A 24,424-nucleotide genomic window follows, 5' to 3' on the forward strand; every position below is an offset into this window, starting at 1 on the left:
TGCGAAACATGAAGCTAAGCATGTGGGTACTGGCAAGCTGGCTGGAGAAATATCAGCCGGCTGTCAAAATTGAAAGAGGGGATCCAATTCTTCGAAGCGCACGTATACTTTCAGGAGAGATTAACATCGAAAAACAAAATGTTTACCTGGCAAGGGCAAATGAATTTATAACCAATGAAAACGATAAGGTAATCTGCGTAAGCGGACACGATATGATTCTGCTGAATACAACCGATATGGATCTCGTGTTAAACAATATTTTTGATGCCTTTGACTTTTATAACAGCTGGGCAGATGGTTTATATGAGGCAATTCTGGATGGATGTGACTTGCAGTATGTTATTGACGAAAGTACGCCCGTCTTTCAGGAGCCACTTGCTATTCATGATGCCAATCATATGGCAATTGCATTGTCTTCAAAATACGGAGTAGGTGACATCGATCAGGAATGGGATACCCTGCTTAAAACCGGAAGTAACTCAATGGATAAGCTACAGCAAATGAAAGATTTCCTACATCGTTCAAAATTCAGTCATCAAGTAGAAATCATGAATCTGCCATACTTCGATAAACGCTTTCTCCAACGTATGCTATATATGCATGGAAATGTAGCAGGCAGAATTATTATGCCGGAATATTTCAAAAAAACTACCCCCGCAGATTTTCAGCTTCTGGATATGTTGGGAAATATGGTGGAACTGTGGATGAAGCATAACATGGAAAGCAAAACTTTCCGAGAGGAAACAGCCATCTTTGGAGATCTGCTGGACGGGCAAATTGTCTCAAAAGTAAAACTTGATCACAAACTGTATATGGCCGGTTGGAATCCGGAACACAATAAAGTACTGGCTAAAATATTGATACCTCCGGAATATAAAGATATCACCTACCCACTGCTTGCAAGACTGGAAAATCTGCTGGAAGACTGCTATGTTTTCTTACAAACAGAAAGCATCTATATCCTTGTAAATCTGTTCTATTTGCCTGAATCCAAGATGACTTTGATCTTATCTTATGAATTAAAGCAAAGTGCCGCCTGTTGTGGAATCAGCTTTACTTTTCAGGATATCTTACAGCTTGCCGTCTGTGCAGAACAGTGCGATATTGCGCTGCAATATTCGAAAAAAGAAAAAGGGAAGGTATATTTTTGCAAAGAATACGCTCTCGAATACATCCGTGGTGTCCTCCAAAGCAACGCTACCAAAGCCTCTGTGCATCCGGCACTGGCTATATTACGAGAATATGACCATAAAAGAAATAGTAATCTCTACCATACACTGTACACCTATCTTATAAACAACTGCAGCCTTGCCGACACAGCCCGCCAGTTGTCACTGCATCGGAATTCCCTCATGCACAGACTGGACAGAATCCGGGAGCTGACCGGAATTGATACGAAAGATGTGGCTACAAGAGAATATCTATATCTTTCATTTGAGATTATGAAGTTTCCAGCCCGGCATTAGAAACAAACTCCATGTGTCAGGCTGGTTTATTTCACCCTTCCACCAGCGCCCAGGCTCTGTTGATCACTCGTTTCGTATTCGCTATGATGAGCTCTCCGTCTTCCTCGGCCCATGGTTTTACTTCAAAGGAAAGCACATAGGGATCTTTCTTGTCGAAGAATCCTTCTTCTTTCAGTACAGTAAAAAAATCTATCAGTTCCGCTGTATCATTCGCACTTTCAGGGAAGCCGAATCTTGGATGCTGATCCCCATATGCCTCGCATCCCTCTTTGACCACGGCATTTCCAATGTGAAAATGTGTGATATAGGGGCGCAGTGTCCGGATCACAAAACGGGAAGTTTCATAGGTTGTTGGAAAATGTGACAAATCCACCAACAATCCAAAATTGTTGTTTGTCATCCTCATGTCAGCTGCAAAGCGGGCAGCCAGAGGCGCCGGCCCGATCAGTGCCCTTTTTTCCATATCGTAATCGAAAACTTCAAGCTCAATAAACATTCCCTTATCGGCCGCGTAATCACAGAGATTTCTTGTGGTCTTCAACAGATTTTCATAAGCTTTATCTTTATTCTCGTCAGTCCACTTGCCGGCAAGGAATGCAATCCCCTTTGCACCCAGATACTCTGCCTCATCGATGGCCTCAATCAGGGTTTCCTCTGCCCTCTTTCGCCCCTCTTCATTTACATCATTGGGATTGAGACCGGTATTCAAAAGCCGCGGCTGAGCACCATAGCAGACTTTCATGTGTGACTGTTGTAAAATCTTTTTAACCCTTTCTCTGTCATCCGAATCTTTTATTTGCGTAAGTTCAATAGCATCAAAATAAGGATCACAGGCCAGTTTATAAATCGAATCGACCACCGGATATTTCGCCGGTGGATGGCTCATCCATTGAATTGTTCCGATTTGAAAATACTTTTGTATTGGTTCGTTCATTGTTATCATCCTCTCTTTTACAGATAATGGGCCAGTTATCACTTGAATTATACAATAGTATGTGACACAACTCAACAGGAAACAGTCAAAAAAGCCCTCTTTCAGAATGGCCAATTCACTTCCTTTTGCCACCCCAAGGAGAGCTTTTATTCATTATGTCGGATATATTAACTCACTTTAGCAGCTTTATTACCTCTTCTACAGTCGGAACATCTGCTGCAACTTTTGAATCATGTTTTATGAAAGATCACCTCCGGCGTTGAATACATATTTATCGAGTCTGTCGAATGCCTCTTTTACTCTGCTAAGCGGCAGTGCCAGATTCATACGAATACTGCACGGTCCATGGAACATCCTTCCATCCTGCCATGCAACGCCCACATCCCAGCCAGCTTTCTCCAACTCGACAATCGTTTTATTATGTTCCCCGCACCATTGTGTACAATCCACAAAGAGCATATAGGTTCCCTGTGGTCTCGAAACAGAGACTCCTTCAAAATACCGATTGATATAATCCACCGCATATTCAATATTTTCCGTGATAACCTGACACACCTCATCAACCCATTCGTATCCTTCCGGCTTATAGGCACCAATCAGCGCATGCATCGAAAGAACGTTCATGTCATTATAATGACTCAGCGAAGATTCCTTGTCCACTCGTTCCCTGATCCAGTTATTGTATATAATGTGGTAACTTCCAACAAGACCTGCAAGATTGAATGTCTTTGATGGTGCATACAGAGCAACCGTTCTCTGTCTTGCGTCCTCACTGATACTCTGGGTGGGGATATGTTTGTATCCGCTAGTAATGATATCGGACCATATTTCATCGGAAATAACAAAAACATCATGTTTTTTATAAATCTCCATTGCTTTCTCTATTTCTTCTCTTTCCCAGACTCTCCCACATGGATTGTGCGGTGAACAGAAGATAGCCGCATGAATCTTATTATCCACAATCTTCTTTTCCATATCCTCATAATCCATACGCCAGATACCTTTGTCATCTGGAATCAGAGGTGTATGTACAATATTATAGCCATTATTCTCCACACACATTGTAAAACCAATATAGGTCGGGGAATGGAGTAACACATTGTCTCCCTTTGAACAGAATACATTCAGTGCACTGACAACGCCGCCGAGAACCCCATTTTCATAGCCGATATGCTGTTTCTCCAGCCCCTCAACACCATTTCTATTTTTCTGCCATCTGATGATAGAATCAAAATATTCATCAGTTGAGCTAAAGTATCCAAAAGCCGGATGTTTTGCTCGCTTTATAATCTCCTCCGTTATTGTTGGTACCGTAGGAAAATTCATATCAGCAACCCACATAGGTATTGTGTCAAAACCTTCTTTCGGACAGTCCGGTGCAAATCCCGGGCTGCATCCCAAACCATCAACTGCAATTGAATCCTTTTCATGACGATCCATAATACTAGTAAAATCATACTTCATAGCCTTGTTCTCCTTCCTTTTATATATCACACTTTTTCATAGCTGATTTCCACATGAGTCTTTTTGCTCCGCAAAAATGAGAATATAAACGCACATACAATTACAACTATATTTAAACCTAATAAGGTTGGGCTCAATGTTGACGCATTCAGTATAATAATTAAAATTGACGAGATTGTCCCGATGATCGTAATTGCCATCATAGCAGGGGATCCCACTTTAAACCTAGATGTTTCCCATGCCTCCGGACATACTTCTGGTAATTTATAAACTCTGGCATTGATCATCAAAGTAATTACTCCATTGGCAACAAGGCACATATTGCCTAGAACATCAACACTCAATCCTGTAAACACGCATACGATAGCAACAACATACAAAATAGTCAATATTATAACTGGAGTATTATATTTTGATAGCTTAGCCAGTCCTTCAGGAAGCCACCCATCGTCACAGGCCTGCATCACTGGTTTCGGTCCCCATGCAAGCTGAGCATTTAATGTAGAAATCAATGCAAAACCCGCACCACAAACAATAAAGAAAACATACACTGGTCTTGGAAGAATCTTGTCTGCTACAAGCGTGAGATTCTGCCCTGTTACCTGCTCAACTGGCAGGACACCTGCTGCAATAAAAGAAATAAATCCATATAAAACAGCTACCAAAAGGGTAGATACAATCATAACTATAGGAATATCCTTTGTCGGATTCTTTGCCTCTGCTGAAAGATTAATAACCACAGATCCTCCCCCAATAGCGAAAGTGAGAAGTCCGCCCGCCTGAAGCAGCCCTTTCATTCCACCTGTCATGAATGAAGCTTTATCAAAATATCCTGGTTCAATTTTTCCAACGCCCATTGCGGCAAACAATCCAAGAGCTACCACAAGAATAACAACAATTAGGTTTTGAGCTTTTGCAAACTTGTCAATCCCAAAACAATTCAAAATATAGAAAATTGTTAAAACAATGAACGCAACTAATTTCTCATTACCAATCCCGAAAAGTGATATAAAATAGCTTGCAAATGATATCGCATACATGGACAAAGAAAGATTTGAAAATATGTAGATAATCGTAAAGGCACCTGCAAATTTATCTCCTGCCAGCATGGCAACCTGCGTATATTGACCTCCTCTGAGGCGAACAGTTCCACTAATCAAAAGCAGCGGAAAATACCCAGCTATAGTTATAATGGCAGCAATTAAAAAAGCTAAGGGCACCGACCTCCCTGTCATTCCTATTGCTGCACCAAGCAGCGTCATAATACCTGCCCCGATGATTTGTCCAACGGCTGCCCCCATTAAATCCCAAAAACCCAAAACTTGTTTCAGTTGCTTTGTACTGCCACCAGAGTCACTTGACATATATTTGTCCTCCTCTTTAGTTTTTGCATAATCAAAATAGCTGGCCAGCTATTAGTGCACAAGATTTGATCATTGTTTATTTCACAACAATATATACTCTAGTTCTAAAATAATCATATATCCTCTTATTTTTTTGTACAATGTTGCTATCTTCATTTATTGTATGGGGATAATCATATGTAAATGTTAAAAGGTATTTTGACCTCTATGATACTACGGATTGTTCTATATTATCGGTAGTTGCACTACTGATTAGGCTGTCCTGAAAGTCAAGTGGTTTTCTGTTCGTCGGATCTTCACTTAACTAGGTGAAACCGCTTTGGACAATTGCCTCAAAAATTTAAGGGTTGACAAAACCTACATGCCCGCTTATACTGAGAAAGTGAAAATACGTTTCGGTAGGCGAGGCTACCACAGGGATACGGGTTACTACCGCAAAATAGTGGAGACACTATGAGCAGGTAAACAGTCCATGTCGAAAACAAGGCATGGAATAATGTATCTTCATTGCCCTGTGAAGTTAAAGCTTGAACGATGGCGGATGAATGCTTTTTTAATGAGCTTTTTAGATATTTTGCCTTGTCATCGTTTCGAAACGGTCACAGGGCTTTTTTTATGTCCAAATACATGAGATTTTTTCAGGAAAGAGAGGTGAGGAAAATGGAACCCGGAGGTATACGCAGCCTTGATTCTGATGGGCGAATGCAATATATGATGCTGTCATGGAGCCTGCGCTTCCATCTTCCGCATCGTCATATCCTGTTATTCAGAATATAGCTCGTCATAAGATGGGCTGTGCTTCCCGCTGCTTTTAATTACATTATAAACGGAGGTACAGACCTATGAAGAAAAAATTATTTTATCGCACAGAAGTAAAAAAGACAGCCGAGGAGACAGCATGCCGTGCTAAAACCACGGAAAGACTGAAATCCACAGCGACTGCTGAAGTTGATGCATTATACAATTATCTGGAAACCACACCTGACGGTTTAGGCGAACAAGCCGTGGAAAAATCCAGAGAACAATATGGCGGCAATCAAATCACACGAGGAAAGAAGAATTCCCTTGCCATGGGAATCATCCAGGCATTTATCAATCCCTTTACCGCTGTTTTGTTTATACTTGCCGCAATATCACTTTTTACCGATGTTATTATGGCAGACACAGGCGAAAAGAATCCCATGACAGTGGTTATCATCGTATCCATGGTACTGATTTCCGGTATTCTGCGCTTTGTACAGGAAGCCAGGAGCGGAAATGCCGCGGATAATCTTTTGAAGATGATTAAGACTACCACCAATGTGGAGCGTCAGGGAATTGGAAGGGCTGAAATCCCGCTGGAAGATGTAGTAGTCGGTGATCTCATACATCTGTCAGCAGGAGACATGATTCCTGCTGACTTACGAATCATTGCCGCCAGAGACTTATTCATAAGCCAGTCTGCCCTTACCGGAGAAAGTGCATCTGTAGAAAAAACATCCGGTGCATATAACGGGGATTGCGATGCCGTTACAGAGATTCCAAACCTGGCATTCATGGGTACCAATGTAATCAGCGGCACCGCCTCCGGTTTGGTTGTCGCCGCCGGGGATGACACGATTTTTGGTGATATGGCAAAAAACATTGATGTTCAGCCTGTGAAAACCAGTTTTGAAAAGGGGGTTAACTCCGTTTCCTGGCTTCTGATCCGGTTTATGCTTGTGATGGTAACTGTGGTACTGTTCATCAATGGTTTTACCAACGGAGACTGGATGGAAGCTATATTATTTTCTATATCTGTAGCTGTCGGACTGACTCCTGAGATGCTTCCGATGATTGTTACCACCTGCCTGGCAAAAGGTGCGGTCAGCATGTCCAGAGAAAAAACAATCGTAAAGAATTTAAATTCTATCCAGAATCTTGGATCTATTGATATTCTCTGCACGGATAAGACTGGTACGCTGACACAGGATAAGGTGGTTCTGGAATACCATATGGATATCCACGGAAACGAAGATGCAAGGGTACTTCGCCACGCCTTTTTAAACAGCTACTATCAGACTGGTCTGAAGAACCTTATGGATGTGGCAATTATAGAACGTACGCATGAAGAAGAAAACACAGAGCAGAGCCTTTCGGGACTCTCTGACCAATATCAGAAGGTGGATGAGATCCCATTTGATTTTGAGCGGCGCCGCATGAGCGTAGTTGTCTCCGATTCTACCGGCAAAACCCAGATGATTACAAAAGGTGCAGTCGAAGAGATGCTTTCCATCTCAAATTATGCAGAATACGACGGGCAGGTTATTCCACTGACACAATCCATCCGGGAGTATATTCTGCGCAAAGTCAATGATCTGAATGAGGATGGAATGCGCGTCATAGCTGTTGCACAGAAAACGAATCCTTCTCCGGTTGGAGCCTTTTCCGTTACAGACGAGTCCAATATGGTTCTCATCGGCTACCTGGCCTTTCTGGATCCGCCGAAGGAATCCACAGCCCAGGCTGTAAAGGCACTGCATCAGCATGGAGTCGAGGTCAAGATTCTCACAGGGGACAATGATAAAGTAACCCGTTCCGTCTGCCGTCAGGTGGGAATTCCCGTCGGTCATATGCTTCTTGGTTCTGATCTGGATAAGATGAGCGATATCGAACTGGGTGAAGCAGCCGAAAAAACCAGCGTCTTTGCAAAGTTGTCTCCTCAACAGAAGGCACGTGTCATCACAGTACTGCGCGATCAGGGGCATAGTGTGGGATATATGGGAGATGGCATCAATGATGCCGCCGGAATGAAGGCCTCAGATGTGGGTATATCTGTGGATACTGCCGTAGATATCGCAAAAGAATCTGCGGATGTAATCCTGCTCGAAAAAGACTTAACAGTTCTTGATAAAGGTATTATTGAAGGACGTAAGACCTATGCGAATATGATAAAATACATTAAGATGACGGCAAGCTCTAATTTCGGAAATGTTTTTTCAGTGGTTATAGCGAGCGCATTCCTTCCCTTCATTCCTATGCTGCCTATTCATCTGATTTTGCTTAATCTGATTTATGATTTAAGCTGTACAGCGATTCCATGGGACAATGTGGACGGCGAGTTTCTTGCGGTACCAAGAAAATGGGATGCCTCCTCTATAGGAAAATTCATGCTGTGGATTGGGCCGACCAGTTCTGTGTTTGATATCACGACTTACCTGCTTTTGTACTTTATCATCTGCCCGGCCATGTGCGGCGGACAGTTATATCATCAAATTACCGACCCCGGCATGAAGGCCTATTATATCGCACTCTTCCATTCCGGATGGTTCGTCGAATCGATGTGGAGCCAGACACTTGTCATTCACATGATTCGTACACCTAAGCTGCCATTTATCCAAAGTCACGCTTCCCTTTCGGTCACCCTGCTGACCTTTTCAGGAATAGCTGCTTTGACTGTGATACCATTTACACCCTTTGGAGCGTCTATCGGACTTGCAGAACTTCCTCCGGTATACTTTGCCTGGCTGGGACTCACCATACTCCTCTATATGCTATTGGCTACGGCTGCTAAAAACATGTTTGTTCGAAGATATGGTGAATTGTTGTAAAAATAACCGGATGATTTCTCTTTTGAAAACCATCCGGTTATTTTTATATTATGAGGTTGGGGTCAAAAGTAATTTGACCCCTTATGATACACGGATTACTCCGCACTTTGTGCTCACGTAATCCTACAAATATTCGAAATACACCCTAATCGGGTTGCTTTCTCATGTTTGTGCGGGTCCCAAAGTCATGCTTTTTCATGCAAGCATGAAACGCAGGACCTTTTGACCCTGGTATCATATTATTATTCTCCAAACACTGCTCGATAATCGTCCTTGAACTTTTCAATCCCGGCATCGGTCAGCGGATGTCTGGTCATCTGCTCAATTACTTTGTAGGGAACTGTGGCAATATCGGCCCCTGCCAGTGCACAGTCCGTAACATGAATGGGATTGCGAATACTGGCTGCGATAATCTTGGTTTCCAGTCCTGCTTCTTTGAATATTTTACTGATCTCTTTTATGAGACCAACACCTCTGACACTAATGTCATCCAGGCGTCCCAAAAATGGGGATACGAAGGCAGCACCTGCTCTTGCAGCGAGAAGGGCTTGATTTGCTGAAAAGATCAGGGTTACATTCACCTTGATGCCTTTTGAACTTAACACATTACATGCCTTTAATCCCTCTGCTGTCATCGGGATCTTAACAACCATGTTTGGATGAATTGCGGCAATCTCACATCCTTCTTCAATCATCCCTTTAGCATCTGTAATTGTAGCCTTTACTTCACCGCTGATTGGACCATCGACAATTGATGTAATCTGCCGGATCACCTCATTGAAATCTCTTCCCTCTTTCGCAATCAGAGACGGATTCGTGGTAACCCCGCAGATTACCCCCATATCATTTGCTTTTTTGATATCTTCTATGTTTGCTGTATCAACAAAAAATTTCATCTGTTTTATCTGCCTCTCTATGTTCCAAATATGTATGACGGACTTATACCAGCGTTTTAATCTTATCAAGCTGTTCCGAATTTAAATCAACAAGTTCTGTATTATCCATGGATGTATTGGAATCCTCGATCAGAATCATTTTTGTATCTTTACTCGTTATAGTATTATGCCATAGAGTTGATGGAATATTGTAAACCTTATTCTTTTCCATCTTAACTGTTTTTAATTCAAGCTCACCATCTTTTTCATTTGCATAAATCAAGGTACAGGATCCGGCAATTAACACAAATAATTCGTCAGTCTTATTATGACGTTCCAAATTATTAATTCCTGTAATATCATTGGCAGGCTTCCAATTCTTAATTCCAACTGTCCATTTTTCATTTTCGAAGACCCTCTGCATGCCTTCACCGTCGAACGAATAATTTAAAATCTCCATAATACATATCTCCCTTTTTTCTACATTGTTGCTTTGCAGCTTGCTGCAATATTCTCAGCAGTAAGTCCATATTCTTCGAACAACTCATCTGGTTTTCCAGATTTTCCAAACTTGTCTTGAATTCCAATCCTTGCAAATTTTGCGCCTGCATGTCCTGCCAGCACCTCCGACACTGCAGATCCAAGTCCGCCAATCACCGAATGCTCTTCTGCTGTGATAATCCCCTTACACTTATCGTTCATTGAAAGAATTGTTTCAATATCAATTGGTTTAATGGTGTGCATATTTACAACTGCCGCAGAAATCCCGTCAGTTTCCAGCATCTTTGCAGCTTTCAAAGCAATGGGTACCATTAATCCCATAGCAATGATACATACATCATTTCCATCTTTTAGAATGTTTGCTTTACCGGGAATGAACGGTGTCTCTGGTGTTGTAATATCCTCACAGACTGGTCTGGCTACACGAATATAAACCGGACCATTCATTTTGGCTGCTGCAAAAACAGCTTTTTCAACTTCAAGTGGATCGCAAGGTACAAAAACCGTCATATTTGGCATTTCCCTCATAAGTGCGACATCTTCAATTGACTGATGGCTCCCGCCATCTTCCCCAACCGAAAGCCCGGAATGAGAAAAAGCAAATTTTACATTTGCATTTGCATATGCGATAGAGTTACGAATTTCTTCATAAGCTCTTCCAGCCCCAAAAAGAGCGAACGTGCTTGCAAATGGAATAAATCCTGTATGTGCGAATCCCGATGCCGCACACATTAAGTCCCCTTCCGCAATCCCCATGTTAAAGAAGCGGTCTGGGAATGCTTCTGCAAATGTTGCAGACATCGTTGCATGTGCCAGATCTGCATCCAATGCTACAACCTTATCATTTTTTTGTCCTAATTTTACTAACGCTTCTCCATAAGCAACTCTCAAGGATTTTCCCATCTTTATGCCCCCAATTCTTTCATTGCTGTCTTAAACTGTTCTTCATTCATTGGTTTTCCATGCCATCCAACCTGGTTTTCCATAAAGGAAACGCCCTTGCCTTTGATTGTATGACAGCATATAAATTTAGGCTTTCCAGAGTTTGGCTCCTCTATTGCATCTTCGATTGCCTGGATGTCATGCCCGTCCGCTTCAAAGCAAGCAAAACCAAAAGCTTCAAATTTCTCAGTGATATTTCCAAGTCCCATAACCTGATTATTACTTCCGTCAATTTGAAGGCCATTATAATCTAAGAGAACGCAAAGATTATCAAGCTTATAATGAGCTGCAGCCATTGCCGCTTCCCATACAAGTCCTTCCTGGCATTCACCGTCACCAATTACTGTGTATATCTTATAATCCGCTTTTGCATGCTTTGCTGCCATTGCAAGTCCCACTGCCTGCGAGATTCCCTGACCAAGAGATCCTGTGTTCACCTCAATCCCCGGAGTTTTTTTGCAATCCGGATGCCCTTGAAGATGACTATCTGCCTGACGAAGTCCTGCCAGATCTTCTTTCGGGAAATATCCCAAATCTGCCAAAATTGCATACTGTGTGGGGCACGCATGTCCCTTGCTAAGTACAAACCGATCCCGATCCGCTTTCTTTGGATTTTTGGAATCAATATTCATAATGTCATAGTAAAGAGCCATAAGCATTTCTACACATGACAGGGATCCACCCGGATGACCCGATTGACATGCAAACAACATTTTTAATATTTCCTGACGAATCTCTTTTGCTTTTTTTTCGTAATCCATCTTTTCCTCCTCGAATCACCCCTTAACTGCTCCCGCAGTTAGGCCCTCAACTAGTCTCTTCTGTGCAAAGAAAAACATAATACATACTGGAATAATTGTAATAATACCGCCGGCAGTCAGCATTCCCCAGTCAACCCCCAGTTGTCCAATCAAACTCTTAAGCGCAACCGGAATTGTTCTTGACGCTTTATTCGTAAACATAACTGCAAACGTATACTCATTCCATGAAGTCATAAAAATATATACACCCGTTGCAACAAGGCATGGACTTAAAATGGGCAGAATGATTTTGAAAAACGCTTTTCTTCTGTTGCATCCGTCTATCAAAGCTGCCTCTTCCAGCGACAATGGTAAATCATTAAAGAATCCATTTAACAGCCATACAGAAAACGGAAGCGTGAAGGTCGTATATGCCAGAACAAGAGATGCCGGTTTATAAAGCAGACCCATGTTTCTCATAATCGTGTATAGCGGAATCAAAAGCAATACTGTTGGAAACATATTATTGCTTAAAAACAAGGCCATCATTGCTTTACGCCCAGGAAATCTATATCTTGAAAAAGCATAGGATGCCAGTGTTGAGGCAGTCAGTGATACCATCGTTGTTAATATCGCTACAACGAAGCTGTTTTTCATTGCACCCAGAAAATCCACTGTTGTCGTAAATAGTTTTTTATATGATTCCCATTGAACGTGTTTTGGCCAGTAGGTTATTGCTCCATATAATTCTGAGTCTGGCTTGATAGACGTAATAAATGTCCAATAAAACGGGAACAGAATGAATACCAAAATCACTGCAAGCGGAAGATACAATGTAAAAAATCTCTTCAATAATGATTCTCTTTTCATATCAGCTGTCTTCCTCTCTAAATGTAAATATCAGATATGGTATTGCTACCAGACAAAGAACCAGTGTCAGAAGAATTGCCATAGCCGAAGAGTATCCCAAATCCAGAGCCTGCGCCTTATTAAACACATAAACGCTTAGTGTCTGTGATGAATATGCCGGTCCTCCTTCTGTCATATTAAAGATGACATCAACAGAGTTTGCAACCCATATAACTCGAAGAAGAGTTGTTACAAAAAGTGTGTTTTTTATACTGGGTATTGTTATTTTAAATAGTTTTTGGAAACCTGTTGCACCATCCACATCTGCCGCTTCATAAAGTTCCTCAGGAATTCCCTGAAGTCCCGCCAGAATCATCAGCGCAAAGAATGGAATCCCCTGCCATATAATTGTAATTATAACCGCCGGAAAGGCTGTATTTGTCTGAGATAAGAACGGTATATTTTTATCCAGCAGATGTATCTTTCCTAATAAATCGTTAATCACACCATAATTGCCGTCATACATCCATCTCCACATAAGTCCGATTAATACACCCGGGGTCACCCATGGAATCAGACTGACTGCACGTACGGCCCCACGTCCTTTAAACTTCTTTTTCAAAAGCAAAGCCAGAACAAAACCAAATACAAACTGAAATCCAACACCAAATACCACCCAGAGAATTGTCTTCCAAAGCGCCTTCCAAAACAGTTTGTCTTTAAATACTGTAATATAATTCTCAAGACCACAGAATGCAATTTCCTTTGGTCTTCGCAAATCATAACTTTGAAAACTCATTCCGATTGCATTGATAACCGGAACAAAAACTACACACAAAATAATGATCAAAGCAGGTGCCACCAGTAAATATGGATAGATACTTTTCTTTTTAACCATTTCGATCTATTCCTTTCACTTATTACTTATTTAAAGCTGCGTCCAACTGTTTCATGCATTCTTCTGCTGTAATTTCGCCTGTCAATGCCTGTGAAATAATGGCCGGCCAGTTTGAAATCCACTCCGTGGTTGTATCCTTGACTGGTACGGTACCGGCAAAATCAATACCTTCCATGGAAACTTTCATAAATTTGTCATTTTGAAAGTAATCATCTTTTTGTACCTTCTGGTCAACCGGAACCTGTCCAGTTCCTTCACACCACATCTTCTGCCCTTCATTTGCTGCAAGATATTTCATCCATTCAAATGCAGCTTCCTTATTTTCACAAGACTCGAACATAACGGTCTCCGTGTCTCCCATGGATGTCCATTGTCCTTTTCCTTTCGGAACCATGAAGGCATCAACATCGTCACCCAGTGCTTCTATCAGTCCTTTCGATGAGCCGACATGATGTACAAACATAGCTGTAAGTCCAGACTGGAAATTCGCAAGTGTCTCTTGAAATCCATCACTGGTTGCAGACTTTGGTACATATCCGCCCTGATAAAGATCGATAAAATCCTGCATCCCTTTCACAGACTCTTTGGATGTCAGATCATCAAAACTGCCTCCCTGACCATAGATAAAGTCTCCCCATGGTTCCTGACCACCGGCTCCGCCTCGCATACCGAATCCGTAGATATCCGTCTTTCCATCACCATCCGTATCCATCGTACATTTTTTTATGTCTTCAATAAATTCATCATAGGTTTCAGGTGTCTGTGTAATTCCGGCCTCCTTAAATACAGATGGTCTGTAGTATATATACAAAATTTGGGTGTTCCATGGCATCAGATAAAGAGAATCATCAGATCCGCCGGCATTTTTCATTACCTGATAAATATTATCAGCGATATCGTCTTTTTCATCCCATTTATCTACAAAAGGTGTAAGATCTGCAAACAGATCATTATTGACAAACATAGGGGCTGCAGAGAGTTTAAACGTAGCTACATCCGGTGCTCCTCCACCCATAGCTGCATTAAACAATGTATTCGAATATCCTCCGCCATCCCATGGCGTTTCTTCACCTTCAACGGTAATGTCATACTCATTTTCATCGTTAAACTTTTTAATGATATCCTGCATTAAAGACGAATAATCCGTGTTATCAGCCCAATATTGAAATTTAATTGTACATGGTTCGATGTTATCTGATGATTCTGATCCTTTACCAGAACTGCCTTTATTTTCGGGATTTGAACCACATCCCGTCATTCCAGCAACCATAGTAGCTGCCAATACAACCGACAATAACTTTTTCTTCATGTCTACTCCTCGCTTTCTCCTGAACCATAATTATCCCTTAGCTGCCATATAAAAAGCTCTAATCAATAAAAAAACGCGCAAAAGAACAAGGGGGTCTGTTAAAACCTGAAACCCTTAAACGGGTGTGCTTTTAAGCCAGGCCACCTTTATACCTGAAGAAATGATTGCAGTCACTTGTCCAGGCCACGTTGTTCTATCATGATTATCATGATATCTCCTAATATGAAAATTTCCAATATGAGAGCCTACGGAATGCTGACAATATTTTCAGTTGTCGTATGTGACATTCTGATTGCTGCAAATAAAAAACAGGTGAGAGACTCATTGATATGAATCTTTCACCCGTTCAAACTCACTGCTGCATCGTTTGCCTACTTACCCGCCAAACGGCATGCATTTAAAAAATATCTAATTTGCTGATCTGATACATTTCGGTCAATTCCAACACAAGAGACTGAGATTTGTCCTCCGTTTTCCTGACCATTCCTGACAAGTTCCTGAACTTCCTCCATAATCTCTGATTCTGATGCACGCATCAGTCTGACGGGACTATACCTTGCATTCAAAAATACTCCCGGAAGTTTTTTCCGCACCGCTTTCATATCTGAAAAAGCCCCAACTTCTGCAAACTCCAGACCTTTGAGTTTTGAATATCCATCCACCACATGTTCCATAGATTTTCCGCAGTGGTGAACACCAAAATGAACAAATTCATCGGCTAACATCTGATCATACTTTAACAAAAACTTTTCATACAAATCGTTCGATATCATTTCGACAGAACAGTTGGATGTCAGATAAACCTGAGGGCAGGTCTGCCGGACAACGGCAGTCACACCTCCTGAGACATCATCGGACAGAACTTTAAATCGTCTTCCCACCTCAATCGAAAGTCTCGTGATCTTATCGAGCAATTCCTCTACCTCTTCGGGTGAAGTATAGTAAGATACCATCAGTTCCTGCCCCATCAGATCCATGGCAATATTCTGGATTCCCATAAGGTTTACATACGTCTCCACATGGCCATAGTTCTCCATAAGATATTCAATCTGTTTCTGAGTTCGTTTCCACACTTCGCTGTGATCGAGGTCCGGCAATGCAAGATCTCCTATGGTATCCTCATCCAGATTCATACACTCCACCTGAGGAGAATTGTCCGCCTGGTATCGTATTTTACATCCCATGATTTCTGAATGGAGATATCCCGCTGCAAGAAAGTCCGTCCCGAGAAGTGGTCGTTTCCCAGGGTCTTTTTCTCCAATTCCAAATTCTCCGAAATGCTCGTAAAGAGTTTTTCTCATCTTCCTGTCGCATTCCATACGGTATTCGGGATCATCAAAAAAATCCTGTGTAAAATCAATTCCTCCATTGTCATGCCACCAACTTGGATGAAAAGTAATATCATATTTCATGAATCTTGTTCCTCCATTTCGTGTAGCAGATTGTACAATTTTTCCTGTTCCCCAGGGGTTTTACAATAGGTCACACAGATCAGCTTTTGTTTCGGTCTCCATAACTTTTCAAAAGCGGTGTAACTGTTTTCCACATTTCCTACAGCCCTGGCATTCAATACAATTTTGGACCCATTAAATGGATCTGCAAAATGCTCCGGATTATTGGGACTCGGATCTGTCTCAATCGAAAAAGCCCCGTCAGCACACCGAATATTGCGATAGCTCTTTACCATATTGATCTTTTTCTCCCATACACCACAGGAATGATACGCAAAACCTCCGAATTCATCGCCAATCATCTCGTCGAGATCCTGAAACAGTTCTTCATAATCCTCTTCACTTAACATGATAGAAGTGTCATCACTTAAACCAATGCCTGTAAAAACACGGCTGCTTGCAAAGCCATGTCCGGGCCTTGCAAGCGCATCTCCGATAAGTTTTTTCTGCTCCTTTAAGAATTCAATTAAAAGCTCACTGCAAAGCCTTGCGGCTCCCTTAAGTCCTTCCGGATCCTCATAGACTTCCATAAACATGTCTGTTACAGGCAAGAGATATGTAAGCATGTTCATCGGAGACTGCAGGTCGCTAAACGACACGGGAATCTTCCCCTTCGTCTGGTCCATAAAGTACTCAATCATTTCCAGATTATACTTTCCCTCTGGTGTTTGGGCAATAGGAATATAATCGGAATCCAGAATCTCCCTGGCAGAAGAAAACTTGGCATCCACACTTGGGGCCTGACCCAAAAGCCAGCGATACCGCGTGCCAAAACAGGAGGCGATATAACCGATTCCATACCATGGCTCAAGAAAATTCGCGATGTCAGCTTTAAAATCCATGCTGGCTTTCAATGCTCCTAGCTGCAGTGCCAGAGATTCCCTGTAATCTTTACATTTGTCATAAAAAACTCCATTTGCCCTCACGCGACGATAAACTAACAGCCCGTGATCCCGTTCGGTAAAAGTCTTATTCCTTTCAAGTAATTTGCTCTCATAATCCGCATATGCATCCAGATCGAAGGCATTCGGATCGATTGGAGTCACCTCAGTTCCCTGTGAATCTTGTAATGTTGTGTCAAATATTGCTTGTTCCATATCTGTCCTCTCTATCCTTTGATGGCTCCTGCCATGATACCTTTTACAAAATATTTCTGCATACTTAAGAAGATCACCATGACTGGAATCAGAGATAAAATAATAGTTGCCGTCAATGTTCCATATTGCCAGGAAGCAGCTTCATCTCTTAAAAATGTAATTCCTACAGCCAGTGTCTGTGATTTTGGAGTAACGCTTAACGTGCGTGCATACGTAAATTCACCCCATACTGTAACAAAGGTCATTATGATTACTGTTGCAATACCTGACTTAACAACAGGAATCACGGTTTTTGAAAACGTCTGCCACTGATTTGCTCCATCAATCCGGGCGGCCTCCATCATTTCATTCGGCACTCCGTTAAACTGACCTCGCATGATAAAAACTGACATGGGAAGATTCGTCGCTATATATGGAAGAATCAATCCCAGATTTGTATCAATCATGTTCATCTTTGACTGCATGATATAAATCGGAATCAGATATATAACATAAGGCAAAGTAATAACCAACATGATGAATCCTTCGAATATCTTTTTTCCGTAATATTCAAATTTCGAAAAAGAATAACCTAATGTCGCTGCAAAAATAACATTAAACAGTACACTCCAAAAAGATACAACGACAGAATTTTTAAAATAGGAAAAGAAACTTCCTAGTTTGGTAAAGATAGATCTGTAATGTCCAAAGTAAAGATGAGATGGCAAAAATTTCAAAATGTTCGTATAAATTTCATCATTCACTTTCACGGATGTAAGAAGCGTCCATATAAATGGAATCAGCCAACCGAAAGATATCAGTGCCAAAATCAATCCGACAAAAAATCTCGCAACTTTTTTCTTACTCAGCATGGCTCACCACTCCTTTCCTTTTTCTCTTACTTTTTACTTCATCGACGTTTTTATCTCGATTGGCAAACATATTAATTGCAGAAAGAATTAAGATGATAATTCCCATAAAATATCCGATTGCAGAAGCATATCCCATCTCATAATACTTAAAGGCGTTCTGCCATGTATATTGATAGAGAACTAAAGTCGAAGTACCTGGTCCTCCGTTTGTCATCACAAAGGGTTGTTCGAACACTTTCACTGACTGTATAATAGCCCACACTCCGCAGACAATATAACTTTCCTTCAAGTTCGGAAGAATGATTCGAAATGTTGTCTGTATCGAATTAGACCCGTCAATCTTTGCTGCTTCAATAATATCGTCTGGGATATTTGCAAGCCCGGCCATAAAGAAAATCACCAACATACCCATGTTTTTCCAAAGGCTCACAACGATAATTGAAAACATTGCCCATTTTCCTTCGCCAAGCCAATTATGTGTCCATGATTTAAGACCAAAGATCTGTGTCAGTACTGAATTTAACAGACCATACTGATTATTAAAGATCCATTGAAAGATGATACCGGTCAATGATAACGGAACAACCATAGACATGAAGATACATGTGCGATATATCCCGGATCCCTTTACGCCTTTATCGAGTAATAGCGCTATAATCAGTGACAAAATCATAAGAGACGGAAAAAAAGCCAGTGTAAAGACGGCAGTATTTCGAAATGAATCGAGAAAATAACTGTCTTTAAACATATTGATGTAATTCTCCAGCCCGCATAATGCAGGCTGGGAATCGAAAGCAAAATTATAATTTGTAAAACTTAGATAAAAGGACCGCAAAAGCGGATAGCCCATGTAAAGAACAGCAAAGATCATGCCTGGTGCCGCAAAAGCGTATCCCGCTAACATGCTCTTTTTACGATAACCCATTTTCATCTTATTTACCCCACTTTAAACTGAAGTCTTATGACATTCCGTTACTTAAATCAAGTTTTCCGATATATTCGTCCATTCTTGTCTGGAAGTCATCCACAGATTCAGCTCCTGTGAGATACTGCTGTACCTCGGTCTGAATATAGGTATCCAGTTTTGTTGTATCTTTATATAGCGGTGCAGTAATTGCGTTTTCAGTAAATTTTAAAACCTCCGGCCAATATTTGTTGTCAAGATTATCATAATGTGCCTTGAGTGGAGACATCTTACCATATCCATTGATCGCTCCCTGCTGGAAACTGTCTTTTAATAATTCTTCTTTCATAAACTGAATGGCCAAATCCTGATTTTTCGAGACTTTCGGAATAACCATACCATGTATATAGTTCAAAGAACCGTGCTCGTCTGTGCCAGGAACTGGCATAACACCCACATTTTCAGCTCCGAGATTCTCCCCCGCTTCAATCCATCTGGAAGCCGGAGCAAGATGCATAGCCAGCTGACCCGACTTAAACTGTGTGCGGTTTGCATCCATATCAGCAAATACATCAGTTGTGGTATAGCCGTCATCCACTAGTTTTTTCCATGTTTCCATAAGACCTTTAACCTTGTCTCCGGTGAAATCCATAGTCTTATCATCATCTTTAAATATTGTTCCGGCAACACCATTCAGACAGGCTTCGTAGGTATAAAGCATCATGTTTGCACCCCAGTCGATGCCAAATCCCGTCTGTCCATCCTTTGTCAGTTTCTTTGCATATTCATACAATTCGTTCCAATCTTTAGCCGGTATAATTTCACCTTTATCATCGACAAGACCTGCTTCTTTCATCATAGGTATATTACATACAATACCTACTACCTCTCCCAGCAGAGGAATCATAAACTGTTTTCCTTCAATATTTCCATTTTCAAGGAAGGTATCATAGAACTTATCTTTTGTAAAATCGCCGTTGAAGAAATTATCGTCCGTGAATTCTACAATATAATCATTCGATGCATAGGGAACGGTTTGTGACCGATCTCCGCCGATAGCGATATCACAGCTAGTCTTGCCCTGAGACCATTCAAGCATTGAAGTAGTCACATCCACATTATCCACCTGATTGTATGTAACCGTGACTCCAGGATGATTTTTTTCAAAACTGCTTTTGGCTCCCTCAAAGTCATACTTTCCCATCATCCAAGCCTGAACCGTAACCCTTAAATTATTATCTCCTTTTGCATTTGATTCTGTTTTTGCTGAGCCTCCTTTGACTTCTTTTTTTGCTGATCCGCCGCATCCCGCTAATGTTGCAGCTGTCATAACTCCCGCCAATGCGACCGCTGTCATCTTTCTAAAACTTTCCTTTCTCATAAAACAATCCTCCATTTGTTTTTTATTTTCACAGCATATACTGTAAAAAGCAACTACACCAAAAAAATACCCACTTACAAAAAATATTTGTAGTTTTCTTTTACTACCAGACTCAAAGTCCCCAAAGTCTGTTTCTCATAATTCATACGAGGATTAATTAAGCATTCATATAGATCTTTCATTGCTTTTTCCCCGTGTTCTCTGTGTGATTGATAAATCGATGCCTTTAAAATACCGCTTTCAAAAAAAGGCTGTAACTCCTGAAATACGTCGGTCCCAACAATGGGAGGGAGTTCAAATTCCGTTCGATTGTCAAAAAATTCGCAGACCCAATAAGTAGCCCTTGCATTGCTTGTGATGATTCCCTTTATGTCCCTGCTGTTCAAAAGATTGATCAGCTGCTTTTTCCCGCTTTCTGCTTCATATCCATTAAAGTTTACGAGCTCCTGTTTCATGTTCAGTTCTCGCATCTTCTCTTTTACACCTTGAAAATATTCCTGATAGCTGACTCTTTGGTTTGGCCCATTTACCAGCACTAGGACCCCTTCGTCCTTTTTCATCAAAAAGTGCATCATATTCACAGCAAGTCGTCCCATATCAATACTGGATGTTTTAATACAACAGCAGATACCTTGAAGGATTGTACCTCTGTCAATCAGTGCCACCTTCGTACCTCTTCTTATAAATCTTGTAACCCAGTTTAATGACGCCTCATCATCGCACAGAGTGACAAGTCCATGAAGATTTTCATCCGTTTCATCGAACAGCTTTTCAAGAGCATCGGATATATACCCAATACCACCTACTGCCTCCACATATGTGATCGTAACTTTATTCTTTTCTATCTCGCTGGCTCCACGATATATGCCATCCCATAACCCACTATAATAAAATCGTTCGTCCGCCTCGTTTTTTGGCAAAAGAACAACGATATGAAACTTCTCTCTGCGCAGCATAGAAGCTGCTTCATCCATTCGATAATTACTTTTCTCAACTTCCAGAAGAATTTTCTTTCTAAGTTCCTCACTGATTCCTTTTGTTCCATGCAAGGCTCTATGTACCGAAGTAATTGATGTTCCCGTTCGTTTCGCAATATCTTTTATTGTTACTTTCTCAGACACAATTTTCGACTTCCCCCTCTGGTTCCATATTTTCGTAAACGTTATTAATAACGTTTACGAAAACGTTTTCTCAAATTTCATTATCATCCTTTGTTATTGATTTGTCAACCACAGTTTATATATTCTCTATTATTGCAGATAAATTCAATATTTTTTTGTGCATATTTACATACCATACTAAATTTGTACAGCTTATATTTATTCAAATGATGCAAATACACGGATTACGAGCATGAAACGCAGAACCTTTTGACCCCTTATGATACACGGATTGTTACGCTCTTCGAGCTCTCACAATCCTAAAAACATTCGAATTCCACCCTAATCGGGTTGCGTTCTCATGTTTTTACGGGTCCCAAAGTCATGCTTTTTCATGCGAGCATGAAACGCAGGACCTTTTGACCCTGGTATCATTCAAATAGCTGTAATGCAAGAAACGTTGCATTACAGCTATTCTCTATAAGAAACATTCTACATTGCTTTTCATCAAAAGTACCGGCGGCATAACATGATCTTCCTGTTCCTGAATCCCCCTGCTGAGATATTTATGCATTTTTAAGACGGCCTGAGTCCCCTGATCCCAGTGAAACTGGCAGATAACAGCATTGAGAATTCCCTTTTCAAAGTAAGGGATCAGTTCTTCATAAACATCTGTACCTAATATCAAAAAATCCCTGTCGATATTCAATTCATCCACCAGTTTGCAAATACAATACGTGTTCCTTGCATTGCACATGAAAATTCCCTGAATATTTTCCCGCTGTAAGATCTCTCTGCTCTTTTTTTCGATCTCATCACTTCCGAATCCCTCCACTTTTATGAGATCATAGCCGTACTCTTTCATCTTCTCTTCAAAATTCGACGCATACACACGGTTACTGTAGATGTGCTCATCTCCACAAAATGTAAGGATCTTTCCCTTTTCTTTTCTGATTCCATAATCCATAAACTCTGCTGCCAATATACCACACCGTGCATGATCTGCCTTGATACAGCTGACCATCGAACTTTTTTCATCATAGTAGCTGGACAAAAGGACCGTAAATACACCACGCTTAGCAAACCGGCCAATCCAGATATTTGCTTTCTCACTGTCAGCCATCGTGATTAAACCATCTATCTCATCCAGTTTCTCATCATATACGCGTTCCAGTTCTCTCCATATCTGAGACAAAGGATAATCCGACTCTACAAAATCATAATAGATCTTATACTGATCCATATTCTGAGCTGCATCCTGAATCCCTTTCCAGATTCCTCTGAAATAAAAGCGATCCTCTTTGTGAGCTTTCGGCAAAACGACTACTACCTTTTTTGCCCTGCGTTTCAAGACAGATGCAGCCTCGTCAATCTGGTAATTTGTTCGGACAACCTCTTCCATAATGCGTGCCCGTGTCTCTTCACTGACTCCGCTTTTTCCATAAATAGCTCGATGAACGGTACCTAAAGAGACACCTGTCCTTTCAGCAATCTCTTTTAATGTCACCTTTTTCTTCTGCAAATATTATATAACCTCCTGTAATGAAAAATGTCAGTTTCTTGAACTTTTAATATCTGGAAGCAGCCCGCGCACCCCTTAGAAGAGCTTTAACGTTCTCAACTGGAGTTCCCGTTTCCAGATAATCTGAGCAGGCAAAGATATAGTGCCCTCCCTCTTTTCCAATGGCCATAACTTCATATGCCTTTTCTTCAATCTCTTCCGGCGATTTTTCTTTTAAAAAATGAATCTGATCAAAATTACCGAAGAGTATCAGATCCTTTCCAAAATACTTTTTGGCGTCTGCCAGGTGGTTGTCTCCTTGTGGTGATTCCGAAATAGTCTCCCACACGGTAATTCCCAGCTTTTTATATGCCGGATACAGACTTACAGCTTTCCCGCAATTGTGATAAATACACGGCTTACGCCCATCTCGAAGAATATCAATGGCTCTCTTTTCATAAGGAAGAACGTACTCTTCAAAATAATCAGATCCCATCATGCCGCCATTGGCAATGTTTCCCTGCATGCCTACACAGTCATATTCGCTCTGAATAAATATCTCATGATCCAAGCAAACCAAATCAGAGAAAAAGCTCATATAATCATCATAATAATCCTCTTCGGTTAACGCGTCAACCATCATATCCTGAACATTTATATAAGTAGAAGCGAGATTGTATACCCCTCCCATTGACCACGGGCAGGAAATTCCAAGATCCTGGATTTCCTTCTTTGCAATTTTTCCCGATTTGAGAATATGATCCACATCCTTTTTCTCTCTTCTTGGACAATATTTCTTAAATACCTCGAAATCATCCGAATCCTTGATCAGATACTCCATCGTGCTAAAGTGGATCCCGTTTAACATCTTTTCCTGGTATGGAGCCCCCTCAACCTGTTTCAAAGTTCTTTCCGGAGTTTTTACTGTAATCGTCCTCACATAATTTCCCTGAATCACATCCACGTGATTGTCTACATCCCAATTCAAAAAACTTCTCTGCAGAAAATAGGGAATTTCATTTACATACTGTCTGGTAACCAAATCAAAATCCAGTTCTTTTCGCAGAGCCACCGCATCAAAAAGGCGATCTGTGTTTTTCTTATTATAATAATAAGACAGATATTCCTCCTGAATAAACGGGCTTACCGGAACCATATCCGGTGTTTCATTATGTAACACGCATAACAATCTCTCTCTTGATGTCATAGAACCTTCTCCTCTCTACTA

20 protein-coding genes and 1 riboswitch are annotated in these 24,424 nt (G+C 41.1%); of the genes, 2 read left to right on the forward strand and 18 right to left on the reverse strand.

Features of this window, described 5'->3' with window-relative positions; genetic code table 11:
* The first annotated feature begins 8 nt into the window (after positions 1 to 8).
* Positions 9 to 1,466 carry a PucR family transcriptional regulator gene (locus INP51_RS10835; RefSeq protein WP_193734866.1) on the forward strand — a complete coding sequence of 486 codons (1,458 nt, stop codon included), beginning with the start codon at positions 9 to 11 and terminating at the stop codon, positions 1,464 to 1,466.
* Between the two features lie 31 nt (positions 1,467 to 1,497).
* Here INP51_RS10835 and INP51_RS10840 read toward each other — a convergent pair whose 3' ends face one another.
* The 3 genes from INP51_RS10840 to INP51_RS10850 all read right to left on the reverse strand — a co-directional run bounded on the left by INP51_RS10840 (position 1,498) and on the right by INP51_RS10850 (position 5,228).
* The gene (locus INP51_RS10840) at positions 1,498 to 2,400 is read right to left on the reverse strand and encodes a sugar phosphate isomerase/epimerase family protein (protein WP_193734867.1); all 903 of its coding nucleotides are present in this window, start codon (positions 2,398 to 2,400) and stop codon (positions 1,498 to 1,500) included.
* 237 nt (positions 2,401 to 2,637) lie between these two features.
* Positions 2,638 to 3,864, reverse strand: a complete 1,227-nt coding sequence (locus tag INP51_RS10845; protein WP_193734868.1) for a MalY/PatB family protein — start codon at positions 3,862 to 3,864, stop codon at positions 2,638 to 2,640.
* Positions 3,865 to 3,890: 26 nt separating this feature from the next.
* A complete protein-coding gene (locus tag INP51_RS10850; protein WP_193734869.1) occupies positions 3,891 to 5,228 on the reverse strand; it encodes an APC family permease in 1,338 nt (445 codons plus the stop codon).
* A gap of 387 nt (positions 5,229 to 5,615) precedes the next feature.
* Positions 5,616 to 5,776, forward strand: a riboswitch (M-box (ykoK) riboswitch).
* A 294-nt stretch (positions 5,777 to 6,070) separates the two neighbouring features.
* Here INP51_RS10850 and mgtA point away from each other — a divergent pair.
* Positions 6,071 to 8,797, forward strand: coding sequence for a magnesium-translocating P-type ATPase (gene mgtA, locus INP51_RS10855; RefSeq protein WP_193734870.1), 2,727 nt, complete (start codon positions 6,071 to 6,073; stop codon positions 8,795 to 8,797).
* A gap of 242 nt (positions 8,798 to 9,039) precedes the next feature.
* Here the strand turns inward: mgtA and fsa are convergent, their stop codons facing one another.
* The 15 genes from fsa to INP51_RS10930 form a co-directional block, all read right to left on the reverse strand.
* Positions 9,040 to 9,693 (reverse strand): fructose-6-phosphate aldolase, encoded by a 654-nt coding sequence (gene fsa / locus INP51_RS10860; protein ID WP_193734871.1) that lies wholly within the window; start codon positions 9,691 to 9,693, stop codon positions 9,040 to 9,042.
* Between the two features lie 43 nt (positions 9,694 to 9,736).
* Positions 9,737 to 10,132: a cupin domain-containing protein gene (locus tag INP51_RS10865; RefSeq protein ID WP_193734872.1), complete on the reverse strand. Its 396-nt coding sequence runs from the start codon at positions 10,130 to 10,132 to the stop codon at positions 9,737 to 9,739.
* Positions 10,133 to 10,152: 20 nt separating this feature from the next.
* The gene (locus INP51_RS10870; protein WP_193734873.1) at positions 10,153 to 11,076 is read right to left on the reverse strand and encodes a transketolase family protein; all 924 of its coding nucleotides are present in this window, start codon (positions 11,074 to 11,076) and stop codon (positions 10,153 to 10,155) included.
* A gap of 2 nt (positions 11,077 to 11,078) precedes the next feature.
* Positions 11,079 to 11,876 (reverse strand): transketolase, encoded by a 798-nt coding sequence (locus tag INP51_RS10875; protein ID WP_193734874.1) that lies wholly within the window; start codon positions 11,874 to 11,876, stop codon positions 11,079 to 11,081.
* Between the two features lie 15 nt (positions 11,877 to 11,891).
* Positions 11,892 to 12,725, reverse strand: a complete 834-nt coding sequence (locus INP51_RS10880) for a carbohydrate ABC transporter permease (protein ID WP_193734875.1) — start codon at positions 12,723 to 12,725, stop codon at positions 11,892 to 11,894.
* Between the two features lies 1 nt (position 12,726).
* Positions 12,727 to 13,602 (reverse strand): carbohydrate ABC transporter permease, encoded by an 876-nt coding sequence (locus INP51_RS10885; RefSeq protein ID WP_193734876.1) that lies wholly within the window; start codon positions 13,600 to 13,602, stop codon positions 12,727 to 12,729.
* A 22-nt stretch (positions 13,603 to 13,624) separates the two neighbouring features.
* Complete coding sequence (locus tag INP51_RS10890) at positions 13,625 to 14,911, reverse strand: ABC transporter substrate-binding protein (protein ID WP_193734877.1); 1,287 nt, start codon at positions 14,909 to 14,911, stop codon at positions 13,625 to 13,627.
* Between the two features lie 371 nt (positions 14,912 to 15,282).
* On the reverse strand, positions 15,283 to 16,323 hold the full coding sequence (locus tag INP51_RS10895) for a uroporphyrinogen decarboxylase family protein (protein ID WP_193734878.1): 1,041 nt from the start codon (positions 16,321 to 16,323) through the stop codon (positions 15,283 to 15,285).
* Positions 16,320 to 17,459 carry a uroporphyrinogen decarboxylase family protein gene (locus tag INP51_RS10900; RefSeq protein ID WP_193734879.1) on the reverse strand — a complete coding sequence of 380 codons (1,140 nt, stop codon included), beginning with the start codon at positions 17,457 to 17,459 and terminating at the stop codon, positions 16,320 to 16,322. Before INP51_RS10900 ends, INP51_RS10895 begins: the two co-directional genes overlap by 4 nt.
* Positions 17,460 to 17,470: 11 nt before the next feature.
* Positions 17,471 to 18,310: a carbohydrate ABC transporter permease gene (locus INP51_RS10905; RefSeq protein WP_193734880.1), complete on the reverse strand. Its 840-nt coding sequence runs from the start codon at positions 18,308 to 18,310 to the stop codon at positions 17,471 to 17,473.
* Positions 18,300 to 19,235 (reverse strand): carbohydrate ABC transporter permease, encoded by a 936-nt coding sequence (locus tag INP51_RS10910; protein WP_230406773.1) that lies wholly within the window; start codon positions 19,233 to 19,235, stop codon positions 18,300 to 18,302. The genes INP51_RS10905 and INP51_RS10910 overlap by 11 nt, the downstream gene beginning before the upstream one ends.
* A 34-nt stretch (positions 19,236 to 19,269) precedes the next feature.
* Positions 19,270 to 20,595, reverse strand: coding sequence for an ABC transporter substrate-binding protein (locus INP51_RS10915; protein WP_193734882.1), 1,326 nt, complete (start codon positions 20,593 to 20,595; stop codon positions 19,270 to 19,272).
* 74 nt (positions 20,596 to 20,669) lie between these two features.
* Complete coding sequence (locus INP51_RS10920; RefSeq protein ID WP_193734883.1) at positions 20,670 to 21,716, reverse strand: substrate-binding domain-containing protein; 1,047 nt, start codon at positions 21,714 to 21,716, stop codon at positions 20,670 to 20,672.
* 457 nt (positions 21,717 to 22,173) lie between these two features.
* Positions 22,174 to 23,217, reverse strand: coding sequence for a substrate-binding domain-containing protein (locus INP51_RS10925; protein WP_193734884.1), 1,044 nt, complete (start codon positions 23,215 to 23,217; stop codon positions 22,174 to 22,176).
* 46 nt (positions 23,218 to 23,263) lie between these two features.
* A complete protein-coding gene (locus INP51_RS10930) occupies positions 23,264 to 24,403 on the reverse strand; it encodes a uroporphyrinogen decarboxylase family protein (protein WP_193734885.1) in 1,140 nt (379 codons plus the stop codon).
* Between the last annotated feature and the right edge of the window lie 21 nt (positions 24,404 to 24,424).

The sequence above is a fragment of the Blautia liquoris genome (assembly GCF_015159595.1).
GTDB classification, from domain to species: Bacteria; Bacillota; Clostridia; order Lachnospirales; family Lachnospiraceae; genus Novisyntrophococcus; species Novisyntrophococcus liquoris.